Source organism: Sphingomonas daechungensis (genome assembly GCF_039543105.1).
Classification (GTDB): Bacteria; Pseudomonadota; Alphaproteobacteria; order Sphingomonadales; family Sphingomonadaceae; genus Sphingomicrobium; species Sphingomicrobium daechungense.
The window spans coordinates 1,390,979-1,417,976 of sequence record NZ_BAABJC010000001.1 but is presented as its reverse complement, the minus strand read 5'-3'; the positions used below and the strand labels follow the sequence as shown (position 1 = coordinate 1,417,976).

The 26,998-nt window shown below is 63.5% G+C and carries 25 protein-coding genes and 1 tRNA gene; 18 read left to right on the top strand and 8 right to left on the bottom strand.

The annotated features are described in order from the left end of the window. Positions 1-11 precede the first annotated feature (11 nt). The 16 genes from nusB to ABD928_RS07310 all read left to right on the top strand — a co-directional run bounded on the left by nusB (position 12) and on the right by ABD928_RS07310 (position 19,840). Entirely contained in the window at positions 12-476 is a 465-nt protein-coding gene (gene nusB, locus ABD928_RS07385) for a transcription antitermination factor NusB (RefSeq protein ID WP_187715664.1), read from the top strand. Between the two features lie 6 nt (positions 477-482). After that, the gene (thiL, locus tag ABD928_RS07380; protein ID WP_187715665.1) at positions 483-1,445 is read left to right on the top strand and encodes a thiamine-phosphate kinase; all 963 of its coding nucleotides are present in this window, start codon (positions 483-485) and stop codon (positions 1,443-1,445) included. A gap of 159 nt (positions 1,446-1,604) precedes the next feature. After that, positions 1,605-3,773 carry a sodium-translocating pyrophosphatase gene (locus tag ABD928_RS07375; protein ID WP_345167537.1) on the top strand — a complete coding sequence of 723 codons (2,169 nt, stop codon included), beginning with the start codon at positions 1,605-1,607 and terminating at the stop codon, positions 3,771-3,773. A 105-nt stretch (positions 3,774-3,878) separates the two neighbouring features. Continuing rightward, positions 3,879-5,786: an alpha/beta hydrolase family protein gene (locus ABD928_RS07370; protein ID WP_345167534.1), complete on the top strand. Its 1,908-nt coding sequence runs from the start codon at positions 3,879-3,881 to the stop codon at positions 5,784-5,786. Between the two features lie 39 nt (positions 5,787-5,825). Continuing rightward, positions 5,826-6,797, top strand: a complete 972-nt coding sequence (locus ABD928_RS07365; RefSeq protein ID WP_345167531.1) for a quinone oxidoreductase family protein — start codon at positions 5,826-5,828, stop codon at positions 6,795-6,797. Positions 6,798-6,864: 67 nt separating this feature from the next. After that, complete coding sequence (locus ABD928_RS07360; protein WP_345167528.1) at positions 6,865-8,661, top strand: alpha/beta hydrolase family protein; 1,797 nt, start codon at positions 6,865-6,867, stop codon at positions 8,659-8,661. Positions 8,662-8,840: 179 nt separating this feature from the next. After that, positions 8,841-9,089: a translation initiation factor IF-1 gene (gene infA, locus ABD928_RS07355; RefSeq protein WP_187715669.1), complete on the top strand. Its 249-nt coding sequence runs from the start codon at positions 8,841-8,843 to the stop codon at positions 9,087-9,089. A gap of 6 nt (positions 9,090-9,095) precedes the next feature. Then, positions 9,096-9,668: a Maf family protein gene (locus tag ABD928_RS07350; protein WP_345167525.1), complete on the top strand. Its 573-nt coding sequence runs from the start codon at positions 9,096-9,098 to the stop codon at positions 9,666-9,668. Beyond that, entirely contained in the window at positions 9,661-10,605 is a 945-nt protein-coding gene (locus ABD928_RS07345; protein WP_345167522.1) for a ribonuclease, read from the top strand. The genes ABD928_RS07350 and ABD928_RS07345 overlap by 8 nt, the downstream gene beginning before the upstream one ends. After that, positions 10,589-10,771, top strand: a complete 183-nt coding sequence (locus ABD928_RS07340) for a DNA gyrase inhibitor YacG (protein ID WP_345167519.1) — start codon at positions 10,589-10,591, stop codon at positions 10,769-10,771. The genes ABD928_RS07345 and ABD928_RS07340 overlap by 17 nt, the downstream gene beginning before the upstream one ends. A gap of 79 nt (positions 10,772-10,850) precedes the next feature. Next, positions 10,851-10,926: transfer RNA gene (locus tag ABD928_RS07335), tRNA-Phe, on the top strand. Between the two features lie 373 nt (positions 10,927-11,299). Further along, positions 11,300-14,704 carry a TonB-dependent receptor domain-containing protein gene (locus ABD928_RS07330; RefSeq protein ID WP_345167516.1) on the top strand — a complete coding sequence of 1,135 codons (3,405 nt, stop codon included), beginning with the start codon at positions 11,300-11,302 and terminating at the stop codon, positions 14,702-14,704. Between the two features lie 118 nt (positions 14,705-14,822). Continuing rightward, complete coding sequence (locus ABD928_RS07325; protein ID WP_187715672.1) at positions 14,823-16,832, top strand: tetratricopeptide repeat-containing sulfotransferase family protein; 2,010 nt, start codon at positions 14,823-14,825, stop codon at positions 16,830-16,832. A 4-nt stretch (positions 16,833-16,836) separates the two neighbouring features. Then, positions 16,837-17,985 carry an aspartyl/asparaginyl beta-hydroxylase domain-containing protein gene (locus ABD928_RS07320; protein WP_345167512.1) on the top strand — a complete coding sequence of 383 codons (1,149 nt, stop codon included), beginning with the start codon at positions 16,837-16,839 and terminating at the stop codon, positions 17,983-17,985. Further along, entirely contained in the window at positions 17,982-19,493 is a 1,512-nt protein-coding gene (locus tag ABD928_RS07315) for a putative 2OG-Fe(II) oxygenase (RefSeq protein WP_345167509.1), read from the top strand. The genes ABD928_RS07320 and ABD928_RS07315 overlap by 4 nt, the downstream gene beginning before the upstream one ends. A 74-nt stretch (positions 19,494-19,567) precedes the next feature. Continuing rightward, complete coding sequence (locus tag ABD928_RS07310) at positions 19,568-19,840, top strand: hypothetical protein (protein WP_187715675.1); 273 nt, start codon at positions 19,568-19,570, stop codon at positions 19,838-19,840. A 22-nt stretch (positions 19,841-19,862) separates the two neighbouring features. On the opposite strand, the gene msrA is transcribed toward ABD928_RS07310, so the two are convergent. The 8 genes from msrA to ABD928_RS07270 all read right to left on the bottom strand — a co-directional run bounded on the left by msrA (position 19,863) and on the right by ABD928_RS07270 (position 25,123). Continuing rightward, entirely contained in the window at positions 19,863-20,462 is a 600-nt protein-coding gene (msrA, locus tag ABD928_RS07305; protein ID WP_345167504.1) for a peptide-methionine (S)-S-oxide reductase MsrA, read from the bottom strand. A 62-nt stretch (positions 20,463-20,524) separates the two neighbouring features. Next, positions 20,525-21,178, bottom strand: a complete 654-nt coding sequence (locus ABD928_RS07300; protein WP_345167501.1) for a glutathione S-transferase family protein — start codon at positions 21,176-21,178, stop codon at positions 20,525-20,527. Then, positions 21,175-21,837: a dihydrofolate reductase family protein gene (locus tag ABD928_RS07295; protein WP_187715676.1), complete on the bottom strand. Its 663-nt coding sequence runs from the start codon at positions 21,835-21,837 to the stop codon at positions 21,175-21,177. Before ABD928_RS07295 ends, ABD928_RS07300 begins: the two co-directional genes overlap by 4 nt. Beyond that, on the bottom strand, positions 21,830-22,330 hold the full coding sequence (locus ABD928_RS07290; protein ID WP_345167497.1) for a VOC family protein: 501 nt from the start codon (positions 22,328-22,330) through the stop codon (positions 21,830-21,832). Before ABD928_RS07290 ends, ABD928_RS07295 begins: the two co-directional genes overlap by 8 nt. Positions 22,331-22,340: 10 nt before the next feature. Then, positions 22,341-23,165 carry a VOC family protein gene (locus ABD928_RS07285; RefSeq protein WP_187715677.1) on the bottom strand — a complete coding sequence of 275 codons (825 nt, stop codon included), beginning with the start codon at positions 23,163-23,165 and terminating at the stop codon, positions 22,341-22,343. A 33-nt stretch (positions 23,166-23,198) separates the two neighbouring features. Continuing rightward, entirely contained in the window at positions 23,199-23,939 is a 741-nt protein-coding gene (locus ABD928_RS07280) for a DUF1428 domain-containing protein (RefSeq protein ID WP_345167493.1), read from the bottom strand. Between the two features lie 40 nt (positions 23,940-23,979). Next, positions 23,980-24,654, bottom strand: coding sequence for a glutathione S-transferase family protein (locus tag ABD928_RS07275; protein WP_187715679.1), 675 nt, complete (start codon positions 24,652-24,654; stop codon positions 23,980-23,982). Positions 24,655-24,673: 19 nt separating this feature from the next. Then, complete coding sequence (locus tag ABD928_RS07270; protein ID WP_187715680.1) at positions 24,674-25,123, bottom strand: VOC family protein; 450 nt, start codon at positions 25,121-25,123, stop codon at positions 24,674-24,676. An 86-nt stretch (positions 25,124-25,209) separates the two neighbouring features. On the opposite strand from ABD928_RS07270, the gene ABD928_RS07265 reads away from it, so the two are divergent. Both ABD928_RS07265 and cobS read left to right on the top strand, forming a co-directional pair. Beyond that, positions 25,210-25,881: a winged helix-turn-helix transcriptional regulator gene (locus ABD928_RS07265; protein WP_187715681.1), complete on the top strand. Its 672-nt coding sequence runs from the start codon at positions 25,210-25,212 to the stop codon at positions 25,879-25,881. A 32-nt stretch (positions 25,882-25,913) separates the two neighbouring features. Continuing rightward, positions 25,914-26,921 carry a cobaltochelatase subunit CobS gene (gene cobS, locus ABD928_RS07260; RefSeq protein ID WP_187715682.1) on the top strand — a complete coding sequence of 336 codons (1,008 nt, stop codon included), beginning with the start codon at positions 25,914-25,916 and terminating at the stop codon, positions 26,919-26,921. Positions 26,922-26,998 lie beyond the last annotated feature (77 nt).

Genomic DNA, 26,998 nt, shown 5'->3' with positions numbered 1-26,998 from the left:
AAGCGCAAGAAATGAATACGACCGCTCGATCCCGTTCGCGCTCCGCTGCGCGCCTTGCCGCCGTGCAGGCCCTGTACCAGCAGGAGATGGAGGGTACCCCAATCGCGCGGCTGCTGCGCGAATTCCACGATCATCGCCTTGGTGCCACCATCGAGGACGCGGAATATTTCGAGGCGGAGCAGAGCTTCTTCGACGATGTCGTCAGCGGTGCCGATGCACGGCGCGAGGAAATCGACCAGGTCATCGCCGGCAAGCTGGCTGAGGGCTGGAGCCTTGAGCGGCTCGACCGTCCGATGCGAGCGATCCTGCGAGCCGGAACCTATGAGTTGCTGGCGAGGAGCGACGTGCCGGTCGGCTCGGTCATCTCCGAGTACGTTGATGTCGCCCATGCCTTTTACGACAAGCGCGAGAGCGGCTTCGTTAACGGGCTGCTGGATGCGGTGGCCAAGCAGGCACGGCCCGCTCGCGCGGAGTAAGCGCAAGTGCGTGAAGCCCAGGCGATCCAGCGGCTGCGGCGGATTGCAACCAGTCCCGCCGCGCTTGGCCTGAAGGACGACACGGCAGTCCTCGACGGCCTCGTCCTGACCCATGACAGCATTGCCGAGGGCGTTCATTTCCTGTCGACGGACACGGCGGCAAGCGTGGGTTGGAAGCTGGTCGCGGTGAACCTGTCCGACCTCGCCGGGAAGGGCGCCACTCCCGCTGGCGCGCTTCTGTCGTTGGCCCTGTCGGGAGACGATGCGTGGGACATGAGCTTCCTCGACGGTGTCGAGGCCGCTTGCGAAAGCTACGGCCTGCCTTTGCTCGGCGGCGACACGATCGCGCTCCCGCCGGGTGCGCCGAGGGTGTTCGGACTCACTGCAATTGGCCGCGCGGGTGAGCGGGTCCCGTTGCGGTCGGGAGGCAAGGCAGGCGATGTCTTGTGGGCGATCGGAACATTGGGAGATTCGGCGGCGGGCCTCGAATTGCTGCGCCTCGATCCGGCTTCGACCGGGCCGTTGGTGGACGTCTATCGTCGCCCCGTTCCATTGATCGCGCTTGGCCAGGCCTTGGCGCCGTTAGCCAACGCGATGATGGACGTTTCCGATGGCCTGCTGCTCGACGCGATGAGGATGGCTGAGGCAAGCGGACTCAGTGCGGAAATCGATATCGATGCGATCCCGCTGTCCAGGGCGTTCATCGCGGAACGGAGCGGCGACCTCACCGCACGCCTGTTCGCAGCGACCGGCGGTGACGACTACGCGCTCCTCGCGGCGATCCCGGCGGACATCGATCCCTTAAGACTTTCTTTACCTTCAGGAACGACGATTGCGCGCATCGGGTGCCTCGTCGCTGAAGGGCCGCGTCTTGCGCTTTCCAGCGGCGAATCCCCGGTCCCTTTGCCGGAGCATTTAGGCCATGAACATCGCAGCAATTCCTCTGCGCCAATGGCTGATCGCAGCTAGCGGTTTGCTGTCCGGCGCCTTCACCGCACTGCTGCTTCACTAGCATCCAGACCGAACGCGGTTGCCAGCCGCGGATTCGCTCCATAAACACCTGCCCCGTTCGCCGCCTGTGTCCTGCAGGGGGTTCGGCATAGCCGCGAAAACGGGGAAGAATTTTCGATGAACCTCATTCTTATCGCGATCGGGTGCGGCTTCATCGCCGTGCTTTACGGTCTCTTCACGAGCCGCCAGGTGCTTGGTGCGCCGGCCGGCAACCAGCGCATGATCGAAGTCGCTGGCGCCATTCAGGAAGGCGCTTCGGCCTACCTTCGCCGTCAGTATACGACGATCGGTATCGTCGGCGTCGTTGTCGCCGTGCTCGTGGGCGTGTTCCTTGGACTGACCCAGGCCGCCGGCTTCGTTCTTGGCGCCGTCCTGTCGGGCGCCGCCGGGTTCATCGGCATGAACATTTCCGTCCGGGCCAACGTGCGTACAGCTGAAGCGGCGCGAAGCAGCCTGCAGGGCGGTTTGACGATCGCGTTCCGCTCCGGCGCCATCACCGGCATGCTTGTTGCCGGGCTCGCTCTGCTTGCGATTTCAGCCTTCTTTTACGTTCTCGTTGACGTTCAGCACATCGCTCCCAACGACCGTCACGTGACCGACGCGCTTGTTGCGCTCGCGTTCGGCGCTTCGCTGATCTCGATCTTCGCGCGTCTCGGCGGCGGCATCTTCACCAAGGCCGCAGACGTCGGAGCCGACCTGGTCGGCAAGGTGGAAGCAGGAATTCCCGAGGACGATCCTCGCAACCCCGCCGTGATCGCCGACAACGTCGGTGACAACGTCGGCGACTGCGCCGGCATGGCCGCCGACTTGTTCGAAACCTACGTCGTCACTGTCGGTGCAACGATGGTTCTCATCGCGCTTCTGATCCAGGGCGCGGGTGACCGCATCGGCAGCCTGATGACGCTCCCGCTTCTGATTGGCGGCGTGTGCATCATCACGTCGATCATCGGCACTTACTTCGTTCGTCTCGGCAAGAGCGGCTCGATCATGGGCGCGCTGTACAAGGGCTTCTGGATCACGGCGATCCTGTCGGTCCCGGCGATCTACTTCGTCACGCAGTTGGTGCTCGGCGACCTCAACGCTCCTGTCGGGGGCGAACCCGCCGGGCTCGATATCGGCGCACAGGCAGGCGTTGGTGAATTCAGCGGCGCTTTCACCGGTTGGGACCTGTTCTACTCGATGCTCGTCGGCCTCGCGGTCACGGGCCTGCTCGTGTGGATCACCGAATATTACACCGGCACGAGCTATCGGCCGGTGAAGAGCATCGCCAAGTCGTCCCAGACCGGCCACGGCACCAACGTCATCCAGGGCCTGGCCATCAGCCTTGAATCGACTGCGCTGCCGACGCTTGTCATCTGCATCGGCATCATCGTTTCGTACCAGCTCGCAGGCCTGATCGGCATCGCCTTTGCGGCGACCGCCATGCTTGCCCTGGCCGGCATGGTCGTTGCGCTGGACGCGTACGGACCAGTCACAGACAACGCCGGCGGAATTGCGGAAATGTCGGGCCTCGAGGACGACGTACGCAACCGCACCGATGCCCTCGACGCGGTCGGCAACACGACCAAGGCCGTGACCAAGGGTTATGCGATCGGTTCGGCGGGCCTCGGCGCGCTGGTGCTGTTCGCGGCATACACGACCGATCTCCGCACATTCGCGGGCGACCTCGGCGTGGCGTACGAGAACATCAACTTCACGCTCGCCAATCCGTACGTGATCGTCGGCCTGCTCCTTGGAGCGCTGCTGCCGTACCTGTTCGGCGCGATGGGCATGACGGCCGTCGGACGTGCAGGCGGCGCGGTGGTTGAGGAAGTCCGTGAGCAGTTCCGCGACAATCCGGGCATCATGAAGGGCGAGTCCCGTCCGAACTACGCGCGGACCGTGGACCTCGTGACCCGTGCGGCGATCAAGGAAATGATCATTCCGTCGCTGCTCCCGGTGTTCGCACCGATCGTGGTCTTCTTCCTGATCCGCGCCGTTGCGGGTCCGGAGAACGGCTATGCGGCGCTTGGCGCACTGCTGATTGGCGTGATCGTCTCCGGCCTGTTTGTCGCCATCTCGATGACCTCGGGCGGCGGCGCATGGGACAACGCCAAGAAGTACATCGAGGACGGAAACTACGGCGGCAAGGGCTCTGAAGCCCACAAGGCCGCCGTGACCGGCGACACCGTTGGCGATCCCTACAAGGACACCGCCGGCCCCGCCGTGAACCCGATGATCAAGATCACCAACATCGTCGCTCTGCTTCTGCTTGCGGCGCTTGCTGGACATGGCGCTATCGGCTGATCCCGACGGCATCGAAAGATTGGCCCCGCCCGGCACTGCCGCGGCGGGGCTTTTCTTTTTATTGATGCGAATTAGGTTCGCCCCTCGGATTGAGAGGGGGACTCAATGCGTTTGATCGGGCTTGCCCTGGCCGCCACTATTGCCTGCGCGGCTCCCGTGCATGCCGAGCAAGCTGTCCCCAAACTCCCAACGACGGTGTTCGCGCAACTTCCCGCGATGCGGAAACCGGTGCTTTCGCCCGACGGTCATCGGATCGTTGCCCGGGCTACGACGAATGGGCGTGGACGGCTCGTTCTCCTCGACGCCGATCAGCCGGAGGCCAAGCCGAAAGTCATCGATATCGGCACTGCCAATGTCGCGGCCCTGCAGTGGGCCGGGAACAAGCGCCTGCTGATGCAGGTGCTGTCGACGGATTACATCTACGGTGTAGTCCCGGTTCCGATCCTGCGGCTGCTTGCGATCGACACCGATACCGGCGGCTCACGGGTCGTCGATAAGAAGAGCGACGGCCTCTACGCGGGCGACGTTCTTTACGCAGACCCGACCGGCAGCTGGGCGCTCGTCGCCAGCCAGGACGACATCTATTCCTATCCGTCGGTCAAACGAGTCGATCTCGCGACCGGCAATGCCACGTTGGTCGAGAAGGCGAGGCCCGACGTCTGGGACTGGTATGCCGATGACGAAGGCGTGGTTCGAGCGGGAATCGCTTACGAGGGGCGCAAGTGGACGGTCTGGTACCGTGACAAGGCCGGCGACCCTTTGAAGAAGACGCGCGGGAAGTTTGCCAAGGACGACGACAGCGCGGTCGACCGGGTCATGTTTGGGCCGAACAACAACGGCTGGATCGTGACCAACGAACGTACCGGTCGCTTCGGTCTCTACCGCTACGACTTCGTCACGGGTGCCGTCGGCGAGGCCATTTTCGAGAACCCCGAAGTCGATCTGGACGACGTCAGTTACGATCCGACCAGCGGGACGATTTACGGCATCAGCTATCAGGACGATCGCCCGCGGGTGAAGTGGATCGACCCTAAGTGGCAGGCGCTTCAACAGAAGCTCGACAAGGCTCTGCCGAACGCAACCAACTCGATCGTCGATACGTCGGATGACGAGAAACGGTACCTGATTTGGTCAGGTGGAGCTTCGGATCCGGGACGCTATTTTCTGCTCGATACCGCCAACTGGCGAATGCACCCGGTGGTGGAGCCATACTTGATGGATGCGTCGCAAATGGCGGAGGTCCGCTCTGTCCAATATCAGGCACGCGACGGTTTGAAGATTCGGGCTTACCTGACGACGCCGAAGGGTCGCGATGCGAAGAGCCTGCCGCTCATCATCCTTCCCCACGGCGGTCCATTCGCGCGCGATGACTGGACGTTCGATCCGATTGTGCAATTCCTCGCCAACCGCGGATACGCGGTGCTCCAGCCACAATTCCGGGGCTCCACCGGATACGGGAAGGACTTCGCGAGCAAAGGCTATGGAGAATTCGGCAAGAAGATGCAGGATGACCTCGACGACGGCGTCGACTGGCTGGTGAAGACCGGCCAGGTCGATGCCAAGAGAGTCTGCATCATGGGGATGTCCTATGGTGGCTATGCGGCTCTGTGGGGCGCCGTTCGCAACCCGGACCGCTATCGCTGCGCCGTTAGCTGGGCTGGCGTGTCCGATCTCGATGCCTTGATGAAGTATGACCGCAAGAGCTTCTCGGCGATCCGCTACTTTCGCGAGTGGCGAGCCAAGGTCGCAGGCGATGCCAAGGATCTGGGGTCGGTCTCGCCGATCAAATATGCCGACAAGGTGAAGATCCCGGTCTTCATCAGCCACGGCGAGAACGACGCCCGCGTTCCTGTGAAGCAAAGCCATTCGATGGTCGACGCGCTGACCAAGTCGAAGGCCGACGTCACGTCCGTTTTCTACAAGAGCAGCAGCCACGATTTCGACAGCGGCGCCGACTTCTACGATTGGCTTCAGCGGCTAGACGCGTTTCTCGCCAAGCATAATCCCGCCTGACCCCTTTCAATCCCGGATAACCGAGAGCAGAGGCCGTCGATGGCGCAGGCAATCCGAATCCACAAAACTGGCGGCCCCGAGGTTCTCAACTGGGAGGAGATCGAAGTCGGCGATCCCGGCCCCGGCCAGGTCCGTGTTCGGCACGAAGCGGTCGGACTAAACTACATCGACGTCTATCACCGCACCGGACTCTATCCTCAGCCGCTTCCATTCACGCCCGGCGTCGAGGGTGCCGGCACAGTCGAGGCGGCCGGAGAGGGCGTGGCCGGAGTCCGGATCGGCGATCGCGTCGCTTACGCCGGTCCCGTCGGCAGCTACTCGGAAGCGCGGCTGATCGATGCGGACCGCCTCGTGAGGCTTCCGGACGCGATCGACTTCGAGAGTGCGGCGGCGATGATGCTGCAGGGCATGACGGTCCGCATGCTGCTGCGCGCCGTCCATCGTGTCGAGCCGGGCGATACGATCCTCGTCCACGCTGCGGCTGGCGGCGTCGGGCTGATCATGTGCCAGTGGGCAAAGGCGCTGGGGGCGACGGTGATCGGAACCGTGTCGACCGAGGCCAAGGCCGAGCTCGCCCGCGCGCACGGCTGCGATCATCCGATCCTCTATACGGAGCAGGATTTCGTCGCGGAGGTCGGTCGCCTTACCGGCGGGGAGAAGCTGCCGGTCGTCTATGACTCGGTGGGCAAGGATACCTTCCTGAAGTCGCTCGACTGCCTTCATCCGCGCGGGGTGATGGTCAGCTATGGCAATGCGTCAGGTCCGCCGGACCCGATCCCGCCGGGACTGCTGGCGCAGAAGGGTTCGTTGTTCCTGACTCGCCCGACTCTTTACCATTACATCGCCAAGCGCGAGGAGCTGGAGCAATCGGCGACGGAGCTGTTCGACCTGGTGCTCTCGGGCAAGGTCAAACTCAAGATCGGCCAGGGTTTCAGCTTGCGTGAAGCAGCGGATGCGCACCGCGCGCTTGAGGCCCGCGAGACAACTGGCTCGACCGTTTTGACGGTCTAGGAGCGGCTGCTTCCCATTTTACTGCCCTGTGTTAGCTTCCGCCCGCCGGAAGTCAGGGGGGAGTGACATGGTTCGGTCGTACTTTTGGGGGGTGCTGGCGCTTGCCGGCGGCACTGCAGCCTTCGGCGCGACGCCGTTGCCCGATGCTGTTCCTGTCGAGGTTTTCGCCGCACTGCCGGGAATTGAGAGTCCCGAGCTTTCTCCCAACGGTGAGAAGGTCGCGGCGAAGATCGCCATCGATGGCCAGCAATATCTGGTCGTCCAGCCCCTCTTCGGCGGCAAGACGAGCGCCTTGATGGAGGACAAGTCCGACATCAACTGGTGGCAATGGGTCAACGACGACTGGCTGGTCGTCGGTGTCGGGGACAATGTCAGCCTTTACGGCATGGACTTCTACGCGACGGCGATCGTCGGCGTCAGCGCGGACATGAAGACGGTCAAGCGGGTCGACCCATTCCGCAACGGCGTCGAGGCCGACGACGTGATCTGGTACGCCAAGGACGGTTCGCCGAGGGTGCTGCTCTCCAAGGAGACAGGCATCGAGACTCCGATGGAATGGCAGCCGAGCGTCTGGGACGTCGATGTTTCGACCGGCAAGGGAAAGATGGTCACGCGGGCGATGGACGACGTCTGGGAGTGGGACGCCGATCCGTCAGGAATGGTTCGCTATGGGATCATCTGGCGCGACGGTAAGCGCGCCGGAATCTATTATCGCGGTCCCGATGGCGGCAACTTCCAGAAGATTTCCTTTGCCAAGCGCCAGGAAGCATCCGTGCCCCTGCCCGTGGCCTATCGAGCCGACGGCAATGCCATCGCGATCGACGACAGTGATGGACGGGACAGCGTCTACGAGCTCTCGCTGCCCAGTTTCACTCTCGGCAAGAAGCTGTTCGGCGATCCCAAGTATGACGTGGACGCCGTCATCCTCAACGTCGCACTCAACGACGCTGCGGGTTTCCGGGTCGTCGGCAAACGCTCTCGGATCGAATGGCTCGACGAAGACTTGAAGGACATCCAGAAGGGGCTCGACCAGACGCTGGGCAGCGGAAATGCCCGGATTGTCTCCTGGAGCCGCAACCGCAAGCAACTGCTGGTCGAGGTGGGCAAGCCGTCACAAGCCGGCGGTCTCTATTACTGGGATACCAACGGCGCGACGATGCAGCGGATCGGCTGGAACAACTCGGTGCTCAAGGACCGAAATCTCTCCGCCGTTTCGACAGTTCAATACAAGGCGCGGGACGGGGTGCCGATCGAGGCCGTCCTCACGCTCCCACGCGGCCGCGAGGCGAAGAACCTGCCGCTCATCATGATGCCGCACGGGGGGCCCGAGGCGCGAGACAGCGAGGAATATGACTGGTGGGCCCAGTATCTGGCGGAGCTTGGCTACGTCGTGATCCAGCCGAATTACCGCGGATCGAGTGGGTACGGGACCGAATTCGTCGACCGCGGACGGGGCGAATGGGGCCTGAAAATGCAAGATGACCTGATCGACGGAATCGATTGGCTCGCGGCGCAGGGGGTGGTCGATCCGAAGCGCGTGTGCATTATCGGCGCGTCCTACGGTGGGTATGCGGCCATGCGCGGAGCGCAGCGCGATGGCTCCCGCTACCGCTGCGCCGTGTCCTATGCAGGCGTCTCGGACCTCAACGTCATGCTCAAGTACGACCGGAGCATGATGGGGAAGGGCATGGTCGAATATTGGAAGGCCAGGGCCGCCGACCTCGATGCTGTTTCGCCCAGATATCATGCGGCAAGCTTCGGCGCGCCGATCCTGATCGCGCACGGGGTCGAGGACAAGCGCGTTCCGGTGAAGCAGTCTCGGATGCTGGTCAGCGAGCTACAGAAAGCCGTACGAATATCTTGAGCAGAAGAAGGGCGATCACCATTTCAGCAGGGCCGAGGATCGCCTGGAATTCCTGAAACGGATGAAGGCCTTTCTCGACAAGCATAATCCTGCTTGAGCCTATCCAGGGGACGCGCCTTTCATTTTAGGCAGCGCGCTTGTAAGGCCACGCGACTTTTAGCCGAAGGAAGAGAGAACGCTTGGCCAAGGAAGAATTGCTCGAGATGCGGGGGCAGGTTGTGGAATTGCTGCCCAATGCGATGTTTCGCGTGCGGCTCGAGAACGGCCATGAGATCCTCGGCCATACCGCCGGCAAGATGCGCAAGAACCGGATTCGTGTGCTGACCGGAGACGAAGTCCTCGTCGAGATGACTCCCTACGACCTGACCAAGGGCCGGATCACCTATCGGTTCATGCCAGGCCGCAGCGGGCCACCACCCCGCCCGTAGGGCGGCATGCGCCTGGTCCTCGCTTCCGCAAGCCCGCGTCGGCTCGACCTGCTGGCGCGCATCGGCGTCGTGCCTGATGAAGTGGCGCCCCCAGATATCGACGAACGTGTTCCGGCCGGAGAGCTGCCACGTGAGCACGCGCTTCGCCTGGCGGTCGAGAAAGCGGAAGCGGTTGCCGCAAGCCGTCCCGACGCGCTGGTCCTCGCCGCCGACACCGTTGTTGCCGTCGGGCGGCGGATCCTCCCCAAGGTCGAGGACGAAGCGACACTACGCGCCTGTATGAAGCTACTATCCGGTCGCCGCCACCGCGTCCTCACCGGGGTCGCGCTCGCCGCTCCCGGTCACGCAATCCGAACGCGGCTCGGAGAGACGATGATCGCCATGAAGCGCCTGTCCGATGAGGAGATCGACTATTACGCCGGTCATGGCGAATGGCGGGGAAAGGCCGGCGGCTACGCACTCCAGGGCTATGGCGAGGTCTACGTCCGGCAGATCGCAGGCAGCTACTCGAACGTCGTCGGCCTGCCGCTGGCGGAAACGCGCCTGCTGCTGAAGTCGGCGGGCTATCCGCTTGCCTGACTGGATCTGCGAGCGCGGGATCGGCGAGATCCGCTTCGCTCGGATCGTGGATGGCGAGATCGTCGAAGCGCGCATCCTGCTTGAAGGCACGGTCGCGGCCGGGACGGTCCTGGACGGCAGGCTGATCGAGGTCGGTATACCGGCGCTCGCTGATGCCGGCGGCCAGCAGTACTTGCTTCCCAGGGGCGCACCCGGAGTGACTCAAGGCGCCGCGATCCGGATCGAAGTGACGCGGGAGACGATTCCGGGCGCCGAACCGTGGAAGCGGCCGTTCGCCCGCATAGCGGAACGGGCGGAGGGCGTCTCGAATGCACTTGAGGCGGAGATCCTGCCGTTCCCAGCTCCAATTGATCGGCTGGAGCAGGCGGGATGGTCCGACGTACTCGAAGAAGCGCGGAGCGGGATCGTTCGTTTCGAGGGCGGTGAGCTTCGCCTTTCGCTGACCCCCGCGATGACGTTGATCGATGTCGACGGACGCCTTGCCCCTGCCGAGCTCGCGTTGAAGGCCGCAAAGGTCGCCGCGCGGACTATACTGCGGCATGCGGTAGGCGGATCGATCGGAATCGACCTCCCGACCATTTCCGGAAAGGAGCAACGGCAGGCTGTCGGGGCCGCCATCGACGCGACCCTGCCGCAGCCATTCGAGCGAACGGCAATGAACGGATTCGGATTCATACAGATCGTGCGTCCGCGCGCGCGCGCGTCTCTGTTCGAACTCGCGTCTGACCGACCGTCGTTCGAGGCTCGCAGCTTGCTTCGGAACGCCGCAATGTCCGTGTCGGGCGCCACAGTTCTCGTTGCTCATCCGTCCGTCTCGGCCGTCCTCGAACGCAATCCAGCGTGGCTGGAAGACCTCTCGCGGCAGGTGGGCGGCCCGGCCACCTTGCGGAGCGACCCGTCGCTCCCCATCCATGGGGCCTATGCGCACAACGCTTGATACCAAGTCCTGCCCCGTTTGCCGGAAAAAGCCGTCGGCCGAGCACGCTCCGTTCTGTTCGCGCGGGTGCAAGGACCGCGACCTGTTGCGCTGGCTCGACGAAGGCTATCGGATTCCGGGTCCGAAAGCCGATGCTGGGGTGGACAGCGAAGATAGCGGCGGTTAGTGAGCGCGGCGCCCCTCGACGTCGCTTTGCGGCGTCGCTCGGGACAGGCTTGGAGCGGGCGATCTGCCCGGCCCCGAGAGCCCAGGTAGCTCAGTTGGTAGAGCACGTGACTGAAAATCACGGTGTCGGTGGTTCGATCCCGCCCCTGGGCACCATTCCCATTCATCGCTGAAACCCGCGTTTCGACCGAGAGCGTTGCTTTCTTAGCTCCGCGAACCCCTTTGCTAGGGACACGCGACCGCGGCGGACCGGCAACTTTCCGTTAATCGCGCAATCCAGCCGTTAACTCTAAGCGTTCGTTTGGGCCTGCCTTAAGCTGCTGATTTGCGTCGAGCGAGCGTTCGGCGGCTCAGTCGAATCCGTTAATGGCACATGTTGTTTCGGCGCTACACTATGCTCAAAAAGCGGCTGAAAACCGTTGCGCAGCCTTGTTCTGTTTCAGTTATCGGACAATGAAAGCGCCCACGTGCACCCAGTAAATGGGCCGAAACGTGTGCCCGGAGTAGCGGGCCGAACAAGGGGACCAAAATGAAGACGAGCTTCCGTCAAAACCTGCTCGCATCGACCTTGCTGGTCGGTACGGCTGCGCTGGCAACGCCGGCGTGGGCACAGGACACGCAGTCAGCGGATCAAGCGGCCTCGACGCCGACCGGACCAGTCGAAGCTGTTGCGACTGACGAACCCGCATCGAGCGGACAAGACATTATCGTTACCGGCTCGCGCATTCCGCAGCCGAACCTGGAATCGGCCGCACCGGTCACGGTCGTGTCCGACCAGGACGTGAAGCTCTCCGGTTCGACCAGGATCGAAGACGTCCTCAACCAGCTGCCGTCCGTCGGCGCCGCGCAGACGTCCGGCGTGTCGAACGGCGCGACCGGTACGGCCGAAGTCGACCTTCGCTACCTCGGCTCCAAGCGCTCGCTGGTTCTGATCAACGGCCGCCGCATGATGCCGGGCGATCCGAACAGTGCGAACCTGTCGGCCGACTTGAACGTCATTCCAGCCGCGATCATCAAGCGGGCGGAAGTCCTTACCGGCGGCGCGTCGTCGGTGTACGGTGCTGACGCGGTTGCGGGCGTCGTCAACTTCATCATGGATACCCACTTCGAGGGCATCCGCTTCGACGGCAACTTCAGCATCTGGCAGCACAACCAGGACAATCCATTCGTCGGCACCTGCAATCGCGTGCAGGCAAGCTCCGGCTGTACGGCGGTGGATCAGCGTCTGCACATGAGCGACATCATCAACGCTCGTGGCTATCCGCTGCCCACTGGCAGCACGACTGACGGACGTTCGTTCGACGGCACCGTCACGATCGGCGCCGGCTTCGATGACGGCCGCGGCCATGCCGTTGCCTATTTCGGCTATCGCAACACCAAGCCGGTTCTCCAGCGCGACCGCGATTTCTCGCACTGCGTGATCCAGAACCAGACCAATCCCAATCCGCGTTGCGGTGGTTCGGCGACTGCGAACCCGGGCACCGCAATCATCTTCACGAGCGGAACCTCGACGGTCGCGGCACTTGGGCCGGGAACCATCACTCCGAACGCTCAGAACCTCTACAACTTCGCGCCGCTGAACTACTTCCAGCGGCCGGACGAGCGTTACATCGCCGGCGCGTTCGCCGATTACGAGATCAGCCCTGCGCTGAAGCCGTACCTCGAGTTCATGTTCATGGACGACCGGACGCTGGCGCAGATCGCTCCCTCGGGCGACTTCGGCAACACGCTGACCATCAACTGCGACAACCCGTTCATGTCAGCGCAGCAGTTCGCGGTCATTTGCGGCAACCCGCAGAACGTCATCAACGGCTTCGTGGGGAACTTCCCGCTGGCCCAAGGCGCTCCGTACAACCCGAACCCGGGTGCGGCGCCGCTGACGTTCTTCGACGCCCGCGGCAACACTTACAACAATGCGTTCTTCCAGCTTCTCCGTCGTAACACGGAAGGCGGCCCGCGTATTTCCGACCTTCGTCACCAGGCGTGGCGCGGGGTCCTTGGAACCAAGGGCGACCTGTCGAGCATCTTCTCGTACGACGCCTACTTCCAGTACGGCCGCACGAACTACACGCAGGTCTACAAGAACGAGTTCTCGATCGCTCGCCTGACCCGCGCGCTCAACGCCGTGAACGTCGATGCCAATGGCGTCGCGGTCCCGGTCGGAACGCCTGGTTCGTCGATCGTCTGCCGCTCGGTTCTCGACGGTAGCGACCCGAATTGTACGCCTTGGGATCCGTTCGGCGCAGCTCCGTCGGCCGCGTCGATCAACTACCTGAACGTCTTCGGCGTCATCCAGGGCATCACTTCGGAACAGATCGGCCACTTCGACATCACCGGCCTGCTTGGCGATGCCGGCATCAAGACGCCGTGGGCGGAAGATGGCGTGGGCATCAACGTCGGTGTCGAATACCGGCGTGAATCGCTCGAGCTGAACCCGGACACGTCGTTCCAGACGGGTGATCTTGCCGGTCAGGGTGCACCGACGCTTCCAGTCAGCGGCAACTTCCGCGTCTGGGACGTGTTCGGCGAAGCCCAGATTCCGATCATCCAGAACCAGGGGATCGAGGAGTTCACGATCGGTCTCGGTTACCGGAAGTCCTGGTACGACATCAGCAGCGGCGGTGGCTATGACACCGACACGTACAAGATCTCGGCCGAGTTCGCTCCGGTGAGCGACATCCGGTTCCGCGGCTCGTACAACCGTGCAGCTCGTGCCCCGAACATCCAGGAGCTGTTCGCTCCGCAGTTCGTCGGCCTCGATGGTTCGAACGATCCTTGCGCCACTGGCACGCCAATCACGGCGACCGATTATGGCTGCCTTGCGCAGGGCCTCGCCATCGGCCAGTCGCCGACTGCCAATCCGGCCGGCCAGTACAACGGCCTGCTCGGCGGCAACCCGAACCTCAAGCCGGAGAAGGGCACGACCTGGACGATCGGTACGGTCATCCAGCCGCGCTTCATCCCGAGGTTCGCGCTGACGGTCGACTGGTGGAACATCAAGCTCGAGAACGCCATCCAGGGCTATGGTGGAGATGCCATCATCAACACCTGCGTTGGTGACTCGACCGCGACGTTCACTTCGCCGGCCTGCGCTCTCATCCAGCGCGACCCTGCAGGGTCGATCTGGCTGACGTCGGGTGGCTACGTGATCGACCTTCCGCAGAACACGGCAACCATCAAGGAAGCCGGTCTCGATGTGGCGGCGTCCTACTCGCACCAGCTGTTCGGCCTCGGCAAGCTCGGCTGGAGCTTCGTCGGGACGTACATGGACAAGTACGACGTCAACAACGGCCTGTCGCAGCCTTACTCCTGTAAGGGCCGCTTCGGCCCGGTCTGCTCCGGCGGTACGGTTGCCGCCTCGGCGCCGATCCCCGAGTGGAGGCACAAGCTGCGGACGACCTGGACGTCGAACTTCGGCCTCGGACTGTCGCTGCAGTGGCGCTACATCGGCAAGGTCTCGGCTGAGACCCTCGATGCCAGCAACACCGTCAACGGCGCGTTCACCTACGACCCGGGTCTTCACGTGAAGGCGCAGAACTACCTCGATATCTCGGCGACCTACACGCTGATGGATCGGATCAACCTGCGTGCCGGTGTCAACAACCTGACCGACAACGATCCGCCGCTGATCACCAGCGGTAACGGCAACCGTCCGGGCTCGAACCTTTGCCCGGCTGGTCCGTGCAACGGCAACACGTACCCGGGCACCTGGGATGCGCTCGGCCGTCTCCTCTGGGTAGGCGCGACGATCGACTTCCTGCCGCCGAAGCCGGCTCCGGCTCCGGTTGCACCGCCGCCGCCGCCTCCGCCGCCGCCCCCGCCGCCGCCTGCCACGCAGACGTGCCCGGACGGCTCGGTGATCCTGGCGACCGAGGCATGCCCGGCTCCGCCGCCGCCGCCTCCGCCGCCGCCGCCGGCGCCAGAGCGCGGCTAAGCGGAAACGCTAGCTCGAAGAATGGGGCGGTGGACCGAATGGTCCGCCGCCCTTTTCTTTGTTCGCTCCGTCTGCCGCCAAGGCTGTCACTTGCCGGCAATTGCGCTAGACAGCCGCCATGACTGCCGTTTCGACCCTTGACGACCGCACTGTCGCTGCGATCCGCGACGCCATTTCCGCTGCTCGCTCGGGCCGTGTGTCGGAGGCGTTCAGCATCGGCGAGCGCGCGCTTGCAGAAGGCGGAGACACGGCCGCGCTGAGCGCAATGCTCGGCTCGATGTATTGCCAGAGCGGAAATCTGGAAGCCGGAGTCCGTCACCTCCGTGCTGCACGTGCAGCACGACCTGACGACGCCGTCATCGCCGGGAATCTCGCTTCGGCCCTGGCGCAAAGCGGCGATCATCCGGCAGCGCTCGACATCCTCACCGCAGAAGTCGCAGCCGCGGACCCATCGCTCAACATGAAACGCCTGCGGGCCTTTCTGGCGCAGGAGACGCAGCAATTCTCGATCGCCGTCCCGACCTACGAAGAGGTGGTCGCGGCGGCACCGGCCGACTGGGAGAGCTGGAACAACCTCGGCAATGCGCGGCGACTTGCGGGCGATATTGAAGGAAGTGTCGCAGCCCTCGAACGCGCTGCGGAACTCAATCCCAATTCCCCGCCCGTCCGTCTCAACCATGCGATGGCGCTCGCGGCGCTCGGTCGGGTCGATGAGGCAATCGAGAAGCTGCGCGGTATGGCCGACGAATTCCCGTCCGATACGCGGGCGTTGGCGGAGCTCCATGCCGTCCTTCGTGAACTGGGTCGCGAGGACGATGCTCTCGATGCAATCGAAGAGGCGTCCGCGAGAAGTCCGGATGACATCGAACTCCTGCTCGCAACGGCCAGCCAGCGCTTGAACCAGTTGAGGACCAGTCCTGCTGAAGATTCATACAGCCGGGTCGTTCAGCTGGAGCCCGGAAATGCACTCGGGAACCTCGGCTTGGCCGTGGTTTATGAACTCACCAACCGGACTGCCGAACTGGCTGAGCTGGTGACGAAGGCGCAGGAGCGAGGCGTTGGGGATGACGTTCTCAACTTCATCCGCGCATTCGATCATCGCCGAGGGAAGAGGTTCGCCGAAGGTGTCTCGGCACTCGACAAAGTGCCTGACGAACTGGAAACGCCGCGGCGCAGTCATCTGCTTGGACAGCTCAAAGAGGGCGTCGGGGCGTATGACGAGGCGTTCGCGGCGTTCAAGCGGATGAACGAAATCCAGTTGGGCGACCCGACGCGGCCGGGAGAGCGGGCCGAGGCATACCGAAACCTCGTTCGCACGCTTTCGGCGACGGTCACGCCGGAGTGGATTGGAAGCTGGCGGGAGGAGACTGAGCCCTATTCGGGACCGACGCCGGCATTTCTGCTCGGCTTCCCAAGATCGGGAACGACCCTGCTCGATACCATGCTGATGGGTCACGACGGCGTGGAGGTTCTGGAGGAAGAGCCGACGCTGCTGCGCGCATCGAAGATCCTTCCGTTCGAGGATATTCCAGTTGCAAGCGACGAGCAGATCCGACTGGCGCGCGAGGAATATTTCCGCGTCGCGAAGCTTCACGCTCCGTTGACGCCGGGCAAGCTCCTGGTCGACAAGAATCCGCTCTCGCTGAACGCACTGCCGATCATCAAGCGGCTGTTTCCGAAGGCGAAGATCATCCTCGCATTGCGGCATCCGTGCGACGTCGTGCTCAGCTGCTACATCACCAACTTCAAGCTGAACGATGCCATGTCGAATTTCCTTCGGCTGGATACGACGGCGGAGTTGTACGACCTGAGCTTCGACTTTTTCGAAAAGGCGCACCAGCTGGTCGACTTGCCGGTTCACACGGTGATCTACGAGAATGTCGTCGGCGACAGGGAAACGGAACTCCGGGCGCTTCTGGATTTCCTCGAACTCGACTGGAGCGACGAAGTCCTCGACCATGAGGCCACGGCGATGAATCGCGGGCGCATCAAGACCGCCAGCTATTCTCAGGTCGCGGAGCCGATCTACAATCGGGCGGCGGGACGTTGGCAGAACTATCGCAAGCACCTCGAGCCGGTCATTCCCGTACTTGAACCCTGGATCGCCAAGTTCGGCTACAGCTTGTGAACGCATGGCTGGCGCGGGGCTGATCAACGAAGCGGACCAGGCGGTTGCCCGTGGCGACCTTCGAACCGCGGTAGGCCTGCTCAGCCAGGCGGCAGAAGCCGAGCCCGGCAATGCCGACCTGTGGATGAAGGTCGCAGCCTTGCATCGCGCGACCGGTCATCCGCGCAATGCGCTTCATGCCGTCCACCGCGCGCTCGCCGTGTCGCCGCTGGATTTCACCATGCTGCTGATGAAGGCGAGCCTCATGCAGCGGCTCGGAGATCCGGAGGCGGGGCAAGCCTGGGGTCATGCCATTGCCCAGCGGCCAGACCACGAACTTCCGCCCCAACTCGCCGCCGTCATGGTCGAAGGAGAGCGCCAGCACGCCGCCTGGATCGACTCGCGCGAAACGCGGCTCAAGGCGGCCACGCAAGCGGCCGAGGCCGCGGCGGGCAAGGAAGAGCGCAAGCGGATCGAGCGTTTCCGCAACAATGCTCTCGGCCGGACGAAGGTCTTCCACAGCAGCCCGACCCACTTCCAGTTCCCGGAGCTCGCCGAGCGCGAGTTCCATCCGCGCAGGCTGTTCCCCTGGATCGCCGACCTCGAAGCGGCGACCGACATGATCGCGGAAGAGCTGCAGGCCGTGATGGCGGCCGAACGGGCCGAGCTCGTGCCCTACATCCAGTACGACGAGCACCTGCCACTCGCCCAATGGCGTCCGCTCAACCGTAACCCCGACTGGACCGCGATCCACCTGTGGCGGAACGGCGAGCGGGTCGACGCCAATGCGCGACATTGCCCCCGCACGCTGGAGTTGCTGAGCGGATTTCCGCAGCCGCAAGTGGGCGGCTCCGGCCCGAACGCTATGTTCTCGCTGCTCGCACCCAACACCGCGATCCCCCCGCACGTCGGTGTGAACAACGCCCGGCTCGTCTGCCACCTGCCGCTGATCGTGCCGGAGGGATGCTGGTTTCGCGTCGGCGCGGAGACGCGTTACTGGAAGCGCGGCGAGGCCTTCGTCTTCGACGACACCATCGAACACGAAGCAATGAACCCGAGCGATGAGCTTCGTGTCGTCTTCATCTTCGACGTCTGGCATCCCGATCTGACCGATACGGAGCGAGCCGCGGTTGCGGCCCTGATCGGAAGCGAAGGCGGGGTCGGGGCGCTGTGAGCCAAACGGCGGCGATGGCGGCGAACCTGTCGACGTCGTTCAATGCCGATACGCTTGCGGACCTTGCAGGCAAAGCGCTGGAGGAAGGCGAGGAAGAGCAGGCGCTGCCGTATCTGGAGCGTGGAGCGAAGCACTTCGCGAGCCCTTTGCTGTGGCAGTGGAAGGCACTTCTGGAGCGTTCACTCGACGAACATGAAGCCGCGTTGGCTTCGTTCGAGCAGGCGGCTCGGCAGGCGCCTGGCGACGTGAGCATTGCCCACGGCCATGCACGGACAGCCATGGAAGCAGGTCTCGACGCGAGGCCGATCTATGCCCGTGCCTTGGCCTTGGCGCCCCGCAACGGTCAGATCATGGTCGGCGCCGCTGCCGCCAGGGTGGCGATGGGGGAGGGCGAGCGGGCGATCGAAGATCTGATGGCGACGCTCCGCGGTGCTCCGGCCTGGATCTACGGTCATGAGCAACTTGCACAGATCATGGCCACGCAGGGCCGAGCCTCGGAAGCCACGGCGTCGCTGGACCAGGCGCTTGCGAGTTTTCCGAAGGCGCAACCGCTTTGGGAGGCGCTGCTGAACGTGCAGCTGCGGCGGGGCGCTTACGAGACGCTCCTGCCGATCGTCGCGAAGGCGAGGAGCGCGGGCGTCGATTCGCCAGAGTTCGCGATCTACGAGGGCATTCACGCCGCGGAGTTCGAGCAGGACGTGCGTCCGCCGGCCCTGTTTGGAGCGTTTCCGGAGGCGGTTGATCGCGCGCTTGGCCGCTGGCGGGTCCGTCACTTGCTTCGTGCCGGTGCCATCGACGCACTGATCCCGCTGATCCACGAAGAAATGCAGCGTGACCGGACGGCGGAGCTTTGGGCCTATGCGGCCACGGCCTGGCGCTTGGCCGGCGATCCGCGATCACAGTGGCTCGAAGAAGACGAGCGCCTCGTCAGTGTCGCCGACATCACGGCCGACCTGCCCCCGGTCGACAAGCTCACTGCGACGTTTCGTGCGCTGCACGTCGCCCGAGGAGAATATCTGGACCAGTCCGTTCGGGGCGGGACGCAGACCGACGGTCCGCTGCTCAGCCGGATCGATCCCACGATCCGTCACCTGCGCCGGGCCATTGTCGGTGCGGTGGAGCGTCACGTCGCGCAGCTTCCAGGCCCTGACCCGAGCCATCCAATGCTCGGTCCCCGACGCGACCGCCGGGTCCGGTTCTCGGGAAGCTGGTCGGTGCGGCTTCGCTCGCATGGGCATCATTCCAATCACGTCCACCCGCTAGGCTGGATAAGTTCGGCGCTCTACCTGGCGTTGCCCGAACGCGGGCACGAGGAACGCTCGGACGCGGGGTGGTTCACGCTCGGACAACCCGACGAGAAGCTCGGCATCGAGCTCGAACCCTGGCGAAAGATCCAGCCGAAGGTCGGCCAGCTCGTCCTCTTTCCGTCGTGGATGTGGCACGGGACCGTCCCATTCGAGGAAGGCGAGCGGATGACGGTGGCTTTCGATGTATCTCCACCGGTTTGAGCGTCTGTCGAAAATTCATTGCGCAGCAATCGCCAAGCGCCAATAATTGCCGCACTTCCGAGAGAGGTTTTCGTATGTTGAAGCTCATTCATGCTTGCGTGCCGGTTGCCCTAATCGCCGCGCCGGCAATTGCTCAGGCTCCTGCGGCGGCTCCGGCACCCGCCCAGACGCAAACGAAGCCGAACGACCCGAACGAAAAGGTCTGCGTCAAGCAGGAAGTCATCGGGTCGCGCCTCGGCAACAAGAAGGTGTGCATGACCCGCGCCGAATGGGCTGACCGGAAGCTTCAGGATCAGCAGGAACTGACCCGCGTTCAGACGCAGCGCAGCGGACCGACGGGCAACTAGGCCTCCCGCGGCGGGAGCCGCGTCAGCCTTTCCAATATTGCGGGTAAGCCCTCTTTAGCTTCGCCACCTTCGGCTCGTCGTTGATGACGATGTAGGGGTGCTGCGGATGTTTGCGGGCGAAGTCCTGGTGATAGGCCTCGGCTGCGAAGAAGGGGCCGCCTTCGATCTTCGTGGCAATCGGCCGCTGCGCGTTCAGCTGCCGGATGAAGCTGGCGGCGACCTGCTTCTGCGCCGGGGTCTGAGGGAAGATCGCCGACCTGTAGCTCGGCCCAACGTCGGGGCCCTGGCGGTTCACCTGCGTCGGATCGTGCGCCACGGAGAAATAGATTTTCAGCAGTTGGGCGTAGCTGACTTGCCGCGGGTCGAACGTGATTTTGACGGCTTCCGCATGTCCGGTCCGCTCGGTGCTGACCTTGTCGTAGCTCGCATCATGCGCCTGGCCGCCCGCATAGCCTGACACGACGTTGTGAACGCCCTTCACATGTTCAAAGACTGCTTCCATCCCCCAGAAGCAGCCGCCTGCCAGCACAGCCGTCTCTGTGGGCGCCTGGGCGGATGCTGTCGATGCCAGTGACAGGCAGAGGGCAGGAACGGTCAGGAAAGCGGTCAAGCGGCTACGCATCGGTATGGCTCCAAACGGGACTATGTCCTTTATCCGCGATCTGGACCGGTATGGTTACACGCCTAATCGCGGTCGGGCGCGCCGAGCGGAAAGTAATGCCGATACGGACGGCCCTCGTCGACCGCGCGCGCGACGACCGGGTGCGCCAGCAATCGGGAGCGATAGGCGGATAGCCGGGGACGGTCTGGTCCGATCTCTTCCACCCAATCCGCGTAAAAAAGGCTGGGGGCGGCCGCACAGTCGGCCATGGTAAAGCTATCGCCGGCCGCCCAAGGCCCGTCGCCGAGATTGGCTTCGAGCCAGTCGTAGGCCGTCAACAGGTCCTTGCGCGACTTCTGGACGCCGTAGGGGTCGCGGTTGGCGCCCTCCGGTCGAATGATGTCGGACACCGGCCTTTGCATATTACCCATGACGTAGAGGTCGAAGAAGCGGTCGAGGAAGCGAACCTGCCGGCCCAATTCTCCGTCGGGAATCCAGTCGTTTGGTCCCCGGTGATGCGCGTGCAGGTGCTCGATGATTGTCGAGCTTTCCAGAACCGGCCGGCCATCGTCGATCAGGACCGGAAAGAGCCCGTACGGCGAGTGCCGCTTGAGTTCTTCCATGTTCGCTGGATCCTCCACCATGAGATAGGCGAAGTCGGTGCCGTCGGCCCAAAGGGCGATGAGAACCTTCTGCGTGTAGCTGCTGAACGGATGGCCGAAGAACTGCAGGGTCATGCGTCCTCCCGCGCCCAACTTGCGCGGCGTTCGAGCTCGGCTTCGCTCGGCTCCGTGCTCGCGAAGTTGCCTGTCTGGACCTGCCCGTTCGGCTCGTAGGCGGCAATCACCACACCCTTGGGGGAAACGAAGCTCTCCACCATCTTGAGCGCACCCGGCTGCTGCGTGCCGTCGAAGATGCGCTTTCCGGTCCCAAGCACGACCGGAAAGGTGATCAGAACCAGCCTGTCGATCAACCCGGCCGCAAGCAGTGGCACGTACAGCGTGCTGCTGCCCTGAATGAGGAGATCGCGGCCGTCGCTGTCCTTGAGACCAGCGACCGCCTGCACGAGATCGCCGGATAGCTTCTCGCTATTCTCCCAAGTCAGCGGCGCATCCGAATGAGTGACGACATACTTGTTGATGCGCTGGAATTTCTCCCCGATCGGATTGTCCTGATTGTACGGCCAATAGGCGGAGAAGATGTCGTAGGTTCGCTTGCCCAGAAGCAGGTCATAATCCGCCATGATCAGCTTCTCGAACGGTCCCATGTCTTCGTCCCAGTAGGGCGCGACCCAGCCGCCAAAGCGGAAGCCGCTGGTCGGATCTTCCTCGGGACCGCCCGGCGCCTGCATGACGCCGTCCAGGGATACGAAAACCGAGCCGGTGAGCTTACGCATTGACCGGCTCTCCGCGAACGGCGGCTTCGATCGTCGCGATGTCGATCTTGCGCATCGTCATCATCGCCTGGAATGCGCGCTGGGCGACCGCCTTGTCCGGGTTGGTTGTTGCGTCAAGCAACGCCCTAGGGGTGATCTGCCAGGAAAAGCCCCACTTGTCCTTGCACCAGCCGCACATGCTTTCCTCGCCGCCGGTCTTGGTGATCGCGTCCCAATAGCGATCCGTCTCTTCCTGGCTTTCCGTAACCACCATGAAGCTGACGGCCTCATTGGCCTTGAAGTTCGGGCCGCCATTGAGGCCGACGAAAGACTGGCCAAGCAAGGTGAACTCGACCGTCAGCTCATCGCCCTCCTTGCCGCCGGGGTAATCGGACGCGGCCGAATGGGGCGCTCCGACATGCGTGTCGGGAAAGACCGAGGCGTAGAATTCCGCGGCCTTCCGAGCTTCGCCTTTGTCGAACCACAGGCAGGTGGTCAGCGTGTTACTCGCCATTGTCCTCTCCTCAGGCCTTGCCGACGAGCGCGAATTCCGCGCCCTGCGGATCGTTGCCGATGATGATGTGATCGCCGCCGGGAACTTCGTGCGGGCCCATCGCCACCTCGCCGCCGCCTGCCTTCACGGCCTCGACGGCTTTGGTGATGGACGGAACCCGAATGTAGAAACGCCATTTGCTGTTGCCGCTGCCCATTTCCTTGCAGACGGCGCCGAACGTCTCGCCGCTTCGGGCGAAGAAGCGATATTCGCCATTCTCGCCCATCGGCATGAAGTCGTCGCTCGTCCAACCGAACAAGTCGCCGTAGAATTGCCGGGCGGCCTCGGGGTTGGAGGTCATCAACTCGTTCCAGCCCACCCGCTGCTCGGCCTCCAGCGAAAAGACATCACTCTGCGCGTCCGGGTCGCCCTCGGGCGGAATGGGCGTCATCACGTAGAATGGAAGGCCTTGCGGGTCCGCGACCATCGCGATGCGGCCTTGCGGGATGTCGAAGGCGGGCATCAGGACCTTGCCGCCTTTTTCTTCTGCTGCGGCGACTGTCGCGTCGACGTCGTCGACGCCGAAATAGCCAAGCCAGATCGGCCGTGCGCCCTCCTGCCGCATGCCGTCGGTGAGGCCCAGCACGCCGCCGGCCGAGCCGCCGTCGCTACGGCCGATCATCCGATAGTCCTGCTCGCCGCCAATCGGATCGCTGATCGTCCATCCGACGACGGAGCCGTAGAATGCTCGCGCTCCGTCCGGATCAGGGGTCATCAACTCGTACCAAACGTTGCTTCCCTGCAGCGGGCGGCGGGTTGCGTCGGCCCGTGCGGGCGCGTCAGTCACTTCGGACATTCTGGTTCCTTCCGTTTGAGGCAGTTGCGCGGTTCAGGCGCTTGCCGGCGTCTTGGCGACTTCGTCGACGATCGGCTCAAACCCGCCCCAGAACATGCGCTGGCCGTTGAACGGCATGGGGTCGCTCGGCTTCATGCTTTCGTCCTGCATGATCTTCGCCCAGGCATCGTCGCGGGCCTGCTTGTCGGGCCATTCGATAAAGCTGAACACCACGGTTTCACCATCTTCCGCCTTCACCGCGCGGTAGTAATCGGTGACCTTGCCGTGCTCGATGTCGTCGGCGATCGCCTCGACGACCCGGCTGGCGCCATGCGCGCGGAAAACCTTGGCCATCTTGGCCGCGAGTTCGCGGTAAGCCTCCTTCTTGTCGTCCGGCACGGGGACGATGAAGCCGTCGGTGTAGCCACCGCGCTCACTGCCTTCCTCGACGATCGCCTTGAAGCCTCCGTAGATCATCCGCTTGGCATCGAACGGCATTGGCGATGCGGCCATTTCCGCCATGCGCGGATCGGACCGGAATTTCGCGTTGGCGGCATCGCGCGCGGCCCGGTCGGGGTATTCGAACCAGGCGAAGACGACTTTCTCCTCCGGCGTCGCATCGACGGCCTTGCGGAAGTCGGTGACCTTTCCTTCCGGGACATCGCTGTCCCAAGCTTCGACGTGGCGGCGAACGCCGAGTTCATGAAAGATCGGCGCCCCATCGGCAGCGTGCTTGCGATACTCTTCCTTCTTGCTCTCGGGCACCGGGACCAGGAAGCCTTCGAAATAGGTCATCGTCTTTCTCCTCCGGAATTCAGGACGTCGCAGGGTTCGCTCAGGCGGGCTGCGGCTCGTTTTCAGCGAAGACCGCAAGCTGGTCGGCCAGCGCGCGCTGGAAGGCGGGCCGGGCCTCGCCACGCGCGATGTGGGCCGCGAGATTGGGATACTGATCGACGACCTCGCCGCCGCGAAGCTGGCGAAGCACGGTCACCAGCAGCAGGTCCGCGATGGTGAAGCGGTCTTCCAGCCATTCCTTGTCCCCAAGCGCGTCGGACACGCACTTCAGTCGGCCGTTCAGGCGTTCCATGAATTTTGGCCGAGCTTCCTCGGTCCAGGGCTCGCCCTTGTTGAAGACGTTGATCATGAGCAACGGGAAAATCGCGGGCTCGACGCTGTTCAGGGCAGCGATGACCCAGGCGATCGCCCGCATCTGCCGCGCATGATCGGCCGGCATCAGGCGATCGTCCTGCATGCCGAGATGGATCAGGATCGCTCCACTCTCGAACAGCTGGACCTGGTCGTCGCGATAGGCGGGGACCTGGCCGAACGGCTGCTCGCAAAAATATTCCTCGGGCCGCGGCTTGGTCACGTCCAGCAGGCGGACGCGGTAGGGCCGTTCGATTTCCTCAAGCGCCCAGCGAACGCGAAGATCGCGAACCAGACCCTGCGCGAAGCCCGGGACCCAACGATAGGCGGTGACTTCGGCGGTTGCAGTCGAATCGACTGGCATGGCGTTCTCCTTAGTCTTTTCAGTTGGAAACAGCGGTGGCGGATTCGACAGGGTGTGCGCCCGCTTCGGCCATCTGCGGGTCCATCCACATCGGCTCCCAGTGGTGGCCGTCCGGATCCTCGAAGCTGCGACCGTACATCATTCCGCCGATGTCCTGCTTGGGGCCAGGATCGGCCTTGCCGCCATTGGCAGAGGCCGCTTCAACCAGCTGGTCTACTTCGGCCGGGCTCTCACAGGACAGGCAGAGCAAGACCTGGCTGCTGCTGTGCGCGTCCGCAATCCGCTTGCTGGTGAAGGTGGCATAGAACGGCTTGGTCAAGAGCATCAGGCTGATGGTGTCGGACAGGACCATCATCGCCGCGGCCTCGTTGGTGAACTTCGGCTCGTTCCGGGCACCGATGGCTTCGTAGAAACGCTTGGAGCGATCCAGGTTCTCCACCGGCAGGTTCACGAAGATCATTCGAGACATTCCACTCTCCCTACTAGCTCGATTCGCTTGCCTTTTGGCCTTAGCCGTCATAAATTACAACTGACTCGTTAGAAAAAATAACTTAGATGGCCAAGGTAGAGACAAAGAGACGCTACGATGATGCCTGTGGGACTGCTCATGGGCTCGAGCTGATCGGCGAGCGTTGGGCGCTCCTGGTCCTGCGGGAGCTGATGCTCGGCGCGCGCCGCTTCTCAGACCTGAGGGCGGACTTGCCCGGGATCAGCGCAAATGTGCTGACCCAGCGCCTGTCCGAACTGGAGGAGCGCGGGCTCGTTCGTCGCCGCAAGCTGCCGCCGCCTGCGTCCGTTCAGGTCTACGAGGCAACGGAGTGGGGCTTGGAAGCCGAACCGATCGTCCAGTCGCTGGGTCGCTGGGCCGCGCGTTCGCCCGCTCACGACCCGACCCTTCCGATCAGCGCTACATCGATGATGCTGAGCCTCAAGACGATGATCGACCGCAAGAAGGCCAAGAATTTCGAGGCGCGTATTGGCTTCAGGATCGGCAATGAGAGCTTCGTCGGCCGTCTGCGCAAGGGCCGGTTCAAGGTTGCCCGAGCGGAGCCCGAAGACGTGGATTTCGGTTTCAAATGTACCGGCGCACAGCTCGCGGCGGTCATCTACGGGGGTGCGCCACTCGAATCGGCGGGGTTCGAGGGCGACAGCAACCTCGCACGAAAGTTCGTGAGCTTCTACACGCTCCCCCAGAAAGCGGAGATCTCGGCTAATCCCTATTGTTGAGACGCTCGACGCCTTGCCTTAAGGCAATCCCGATGACCGAATTATCCAACGTGAACAGCGAGAGCCGCTCCGACACGGTTCTTTCGGCGCCCGACAAGATGGCCAAGATCCGCGACCTGTTCGGGATCGACAGCGACATGGAAGTCCCGGCGTTCAGTGAGGCGGACGAGCGCGTGCCGGATCTCGACCCGGCCTATGTGTTCGATCCGGACACGACGCTGGCGATTTGCGCCGGCTTCGCGAAGAACCGCCGCGTGATGGTCCAGGGCTATCACGGGACCGGCAAGTCGACCCATATCGAGCAGGTCGCGGCGCGCCTCAACTGGCCGCTGATCCGCATCAACCTCGACGCCCACATCAGCCGCATCGACCTCGTCGGCCGCGACGCCATCGTCCTCAAGGAAGGCCAACAGGTTACGGAGTTCCGCGAGGGCCTGCTCCCATGGGCGCTTCAGCACCCCGTCGCTCTGGTGTTCGACGAATATGACGCGGGCCGGCCGGACGTGATGTTCGTGATCCAGCGTGTGCTCGAGACGGAAGGCAAGCTGACCCTGCTCGACCAGAACCGGGTGATCCGCCCGAACCCCTTCTTCCGGCTGTTCGCGACGACGAACACGATCGGCCTCGGCGACACGACCGGCCTCTATCACGGCACCCAGGCGATCAATCAGGGCCAGATGGACCGCTGGAACATCGTTACGACGCTCAATTATCTGCCGGCGGCGGTCGAGGCGCAAATCGTCCTCGCCAAGTCGGGCGAATATGACGATCCCGACGGCAAGCAGACGGTCGAGAAGATGATCAAGGTCGCCGATCTGTCGCGGCAGGGCTTCATCAACGGCGACATATCGACCGTCATGAGCCCGCGGACCGTCATCAGCTGGGCGCAGAATGCGCTGATCTTCGGCGATGTCGGCTTCGCTTTCCGGGTGACCTTCCTCAACAAGTGCGACGAAGCCGAGCGACCGCTGATTGCCGAATATTTTCAGCGCGTCTTTGGCACGGACCTTCCCGAAAGCGTCGCCTCGAAGGCCAGCTGAAGGCCGATGCGTGAAATCGCTGTCCTACAGCGCCAGGCTCATGACAAAGGACAGGGAATGGCCCTGATTGGTGTGCG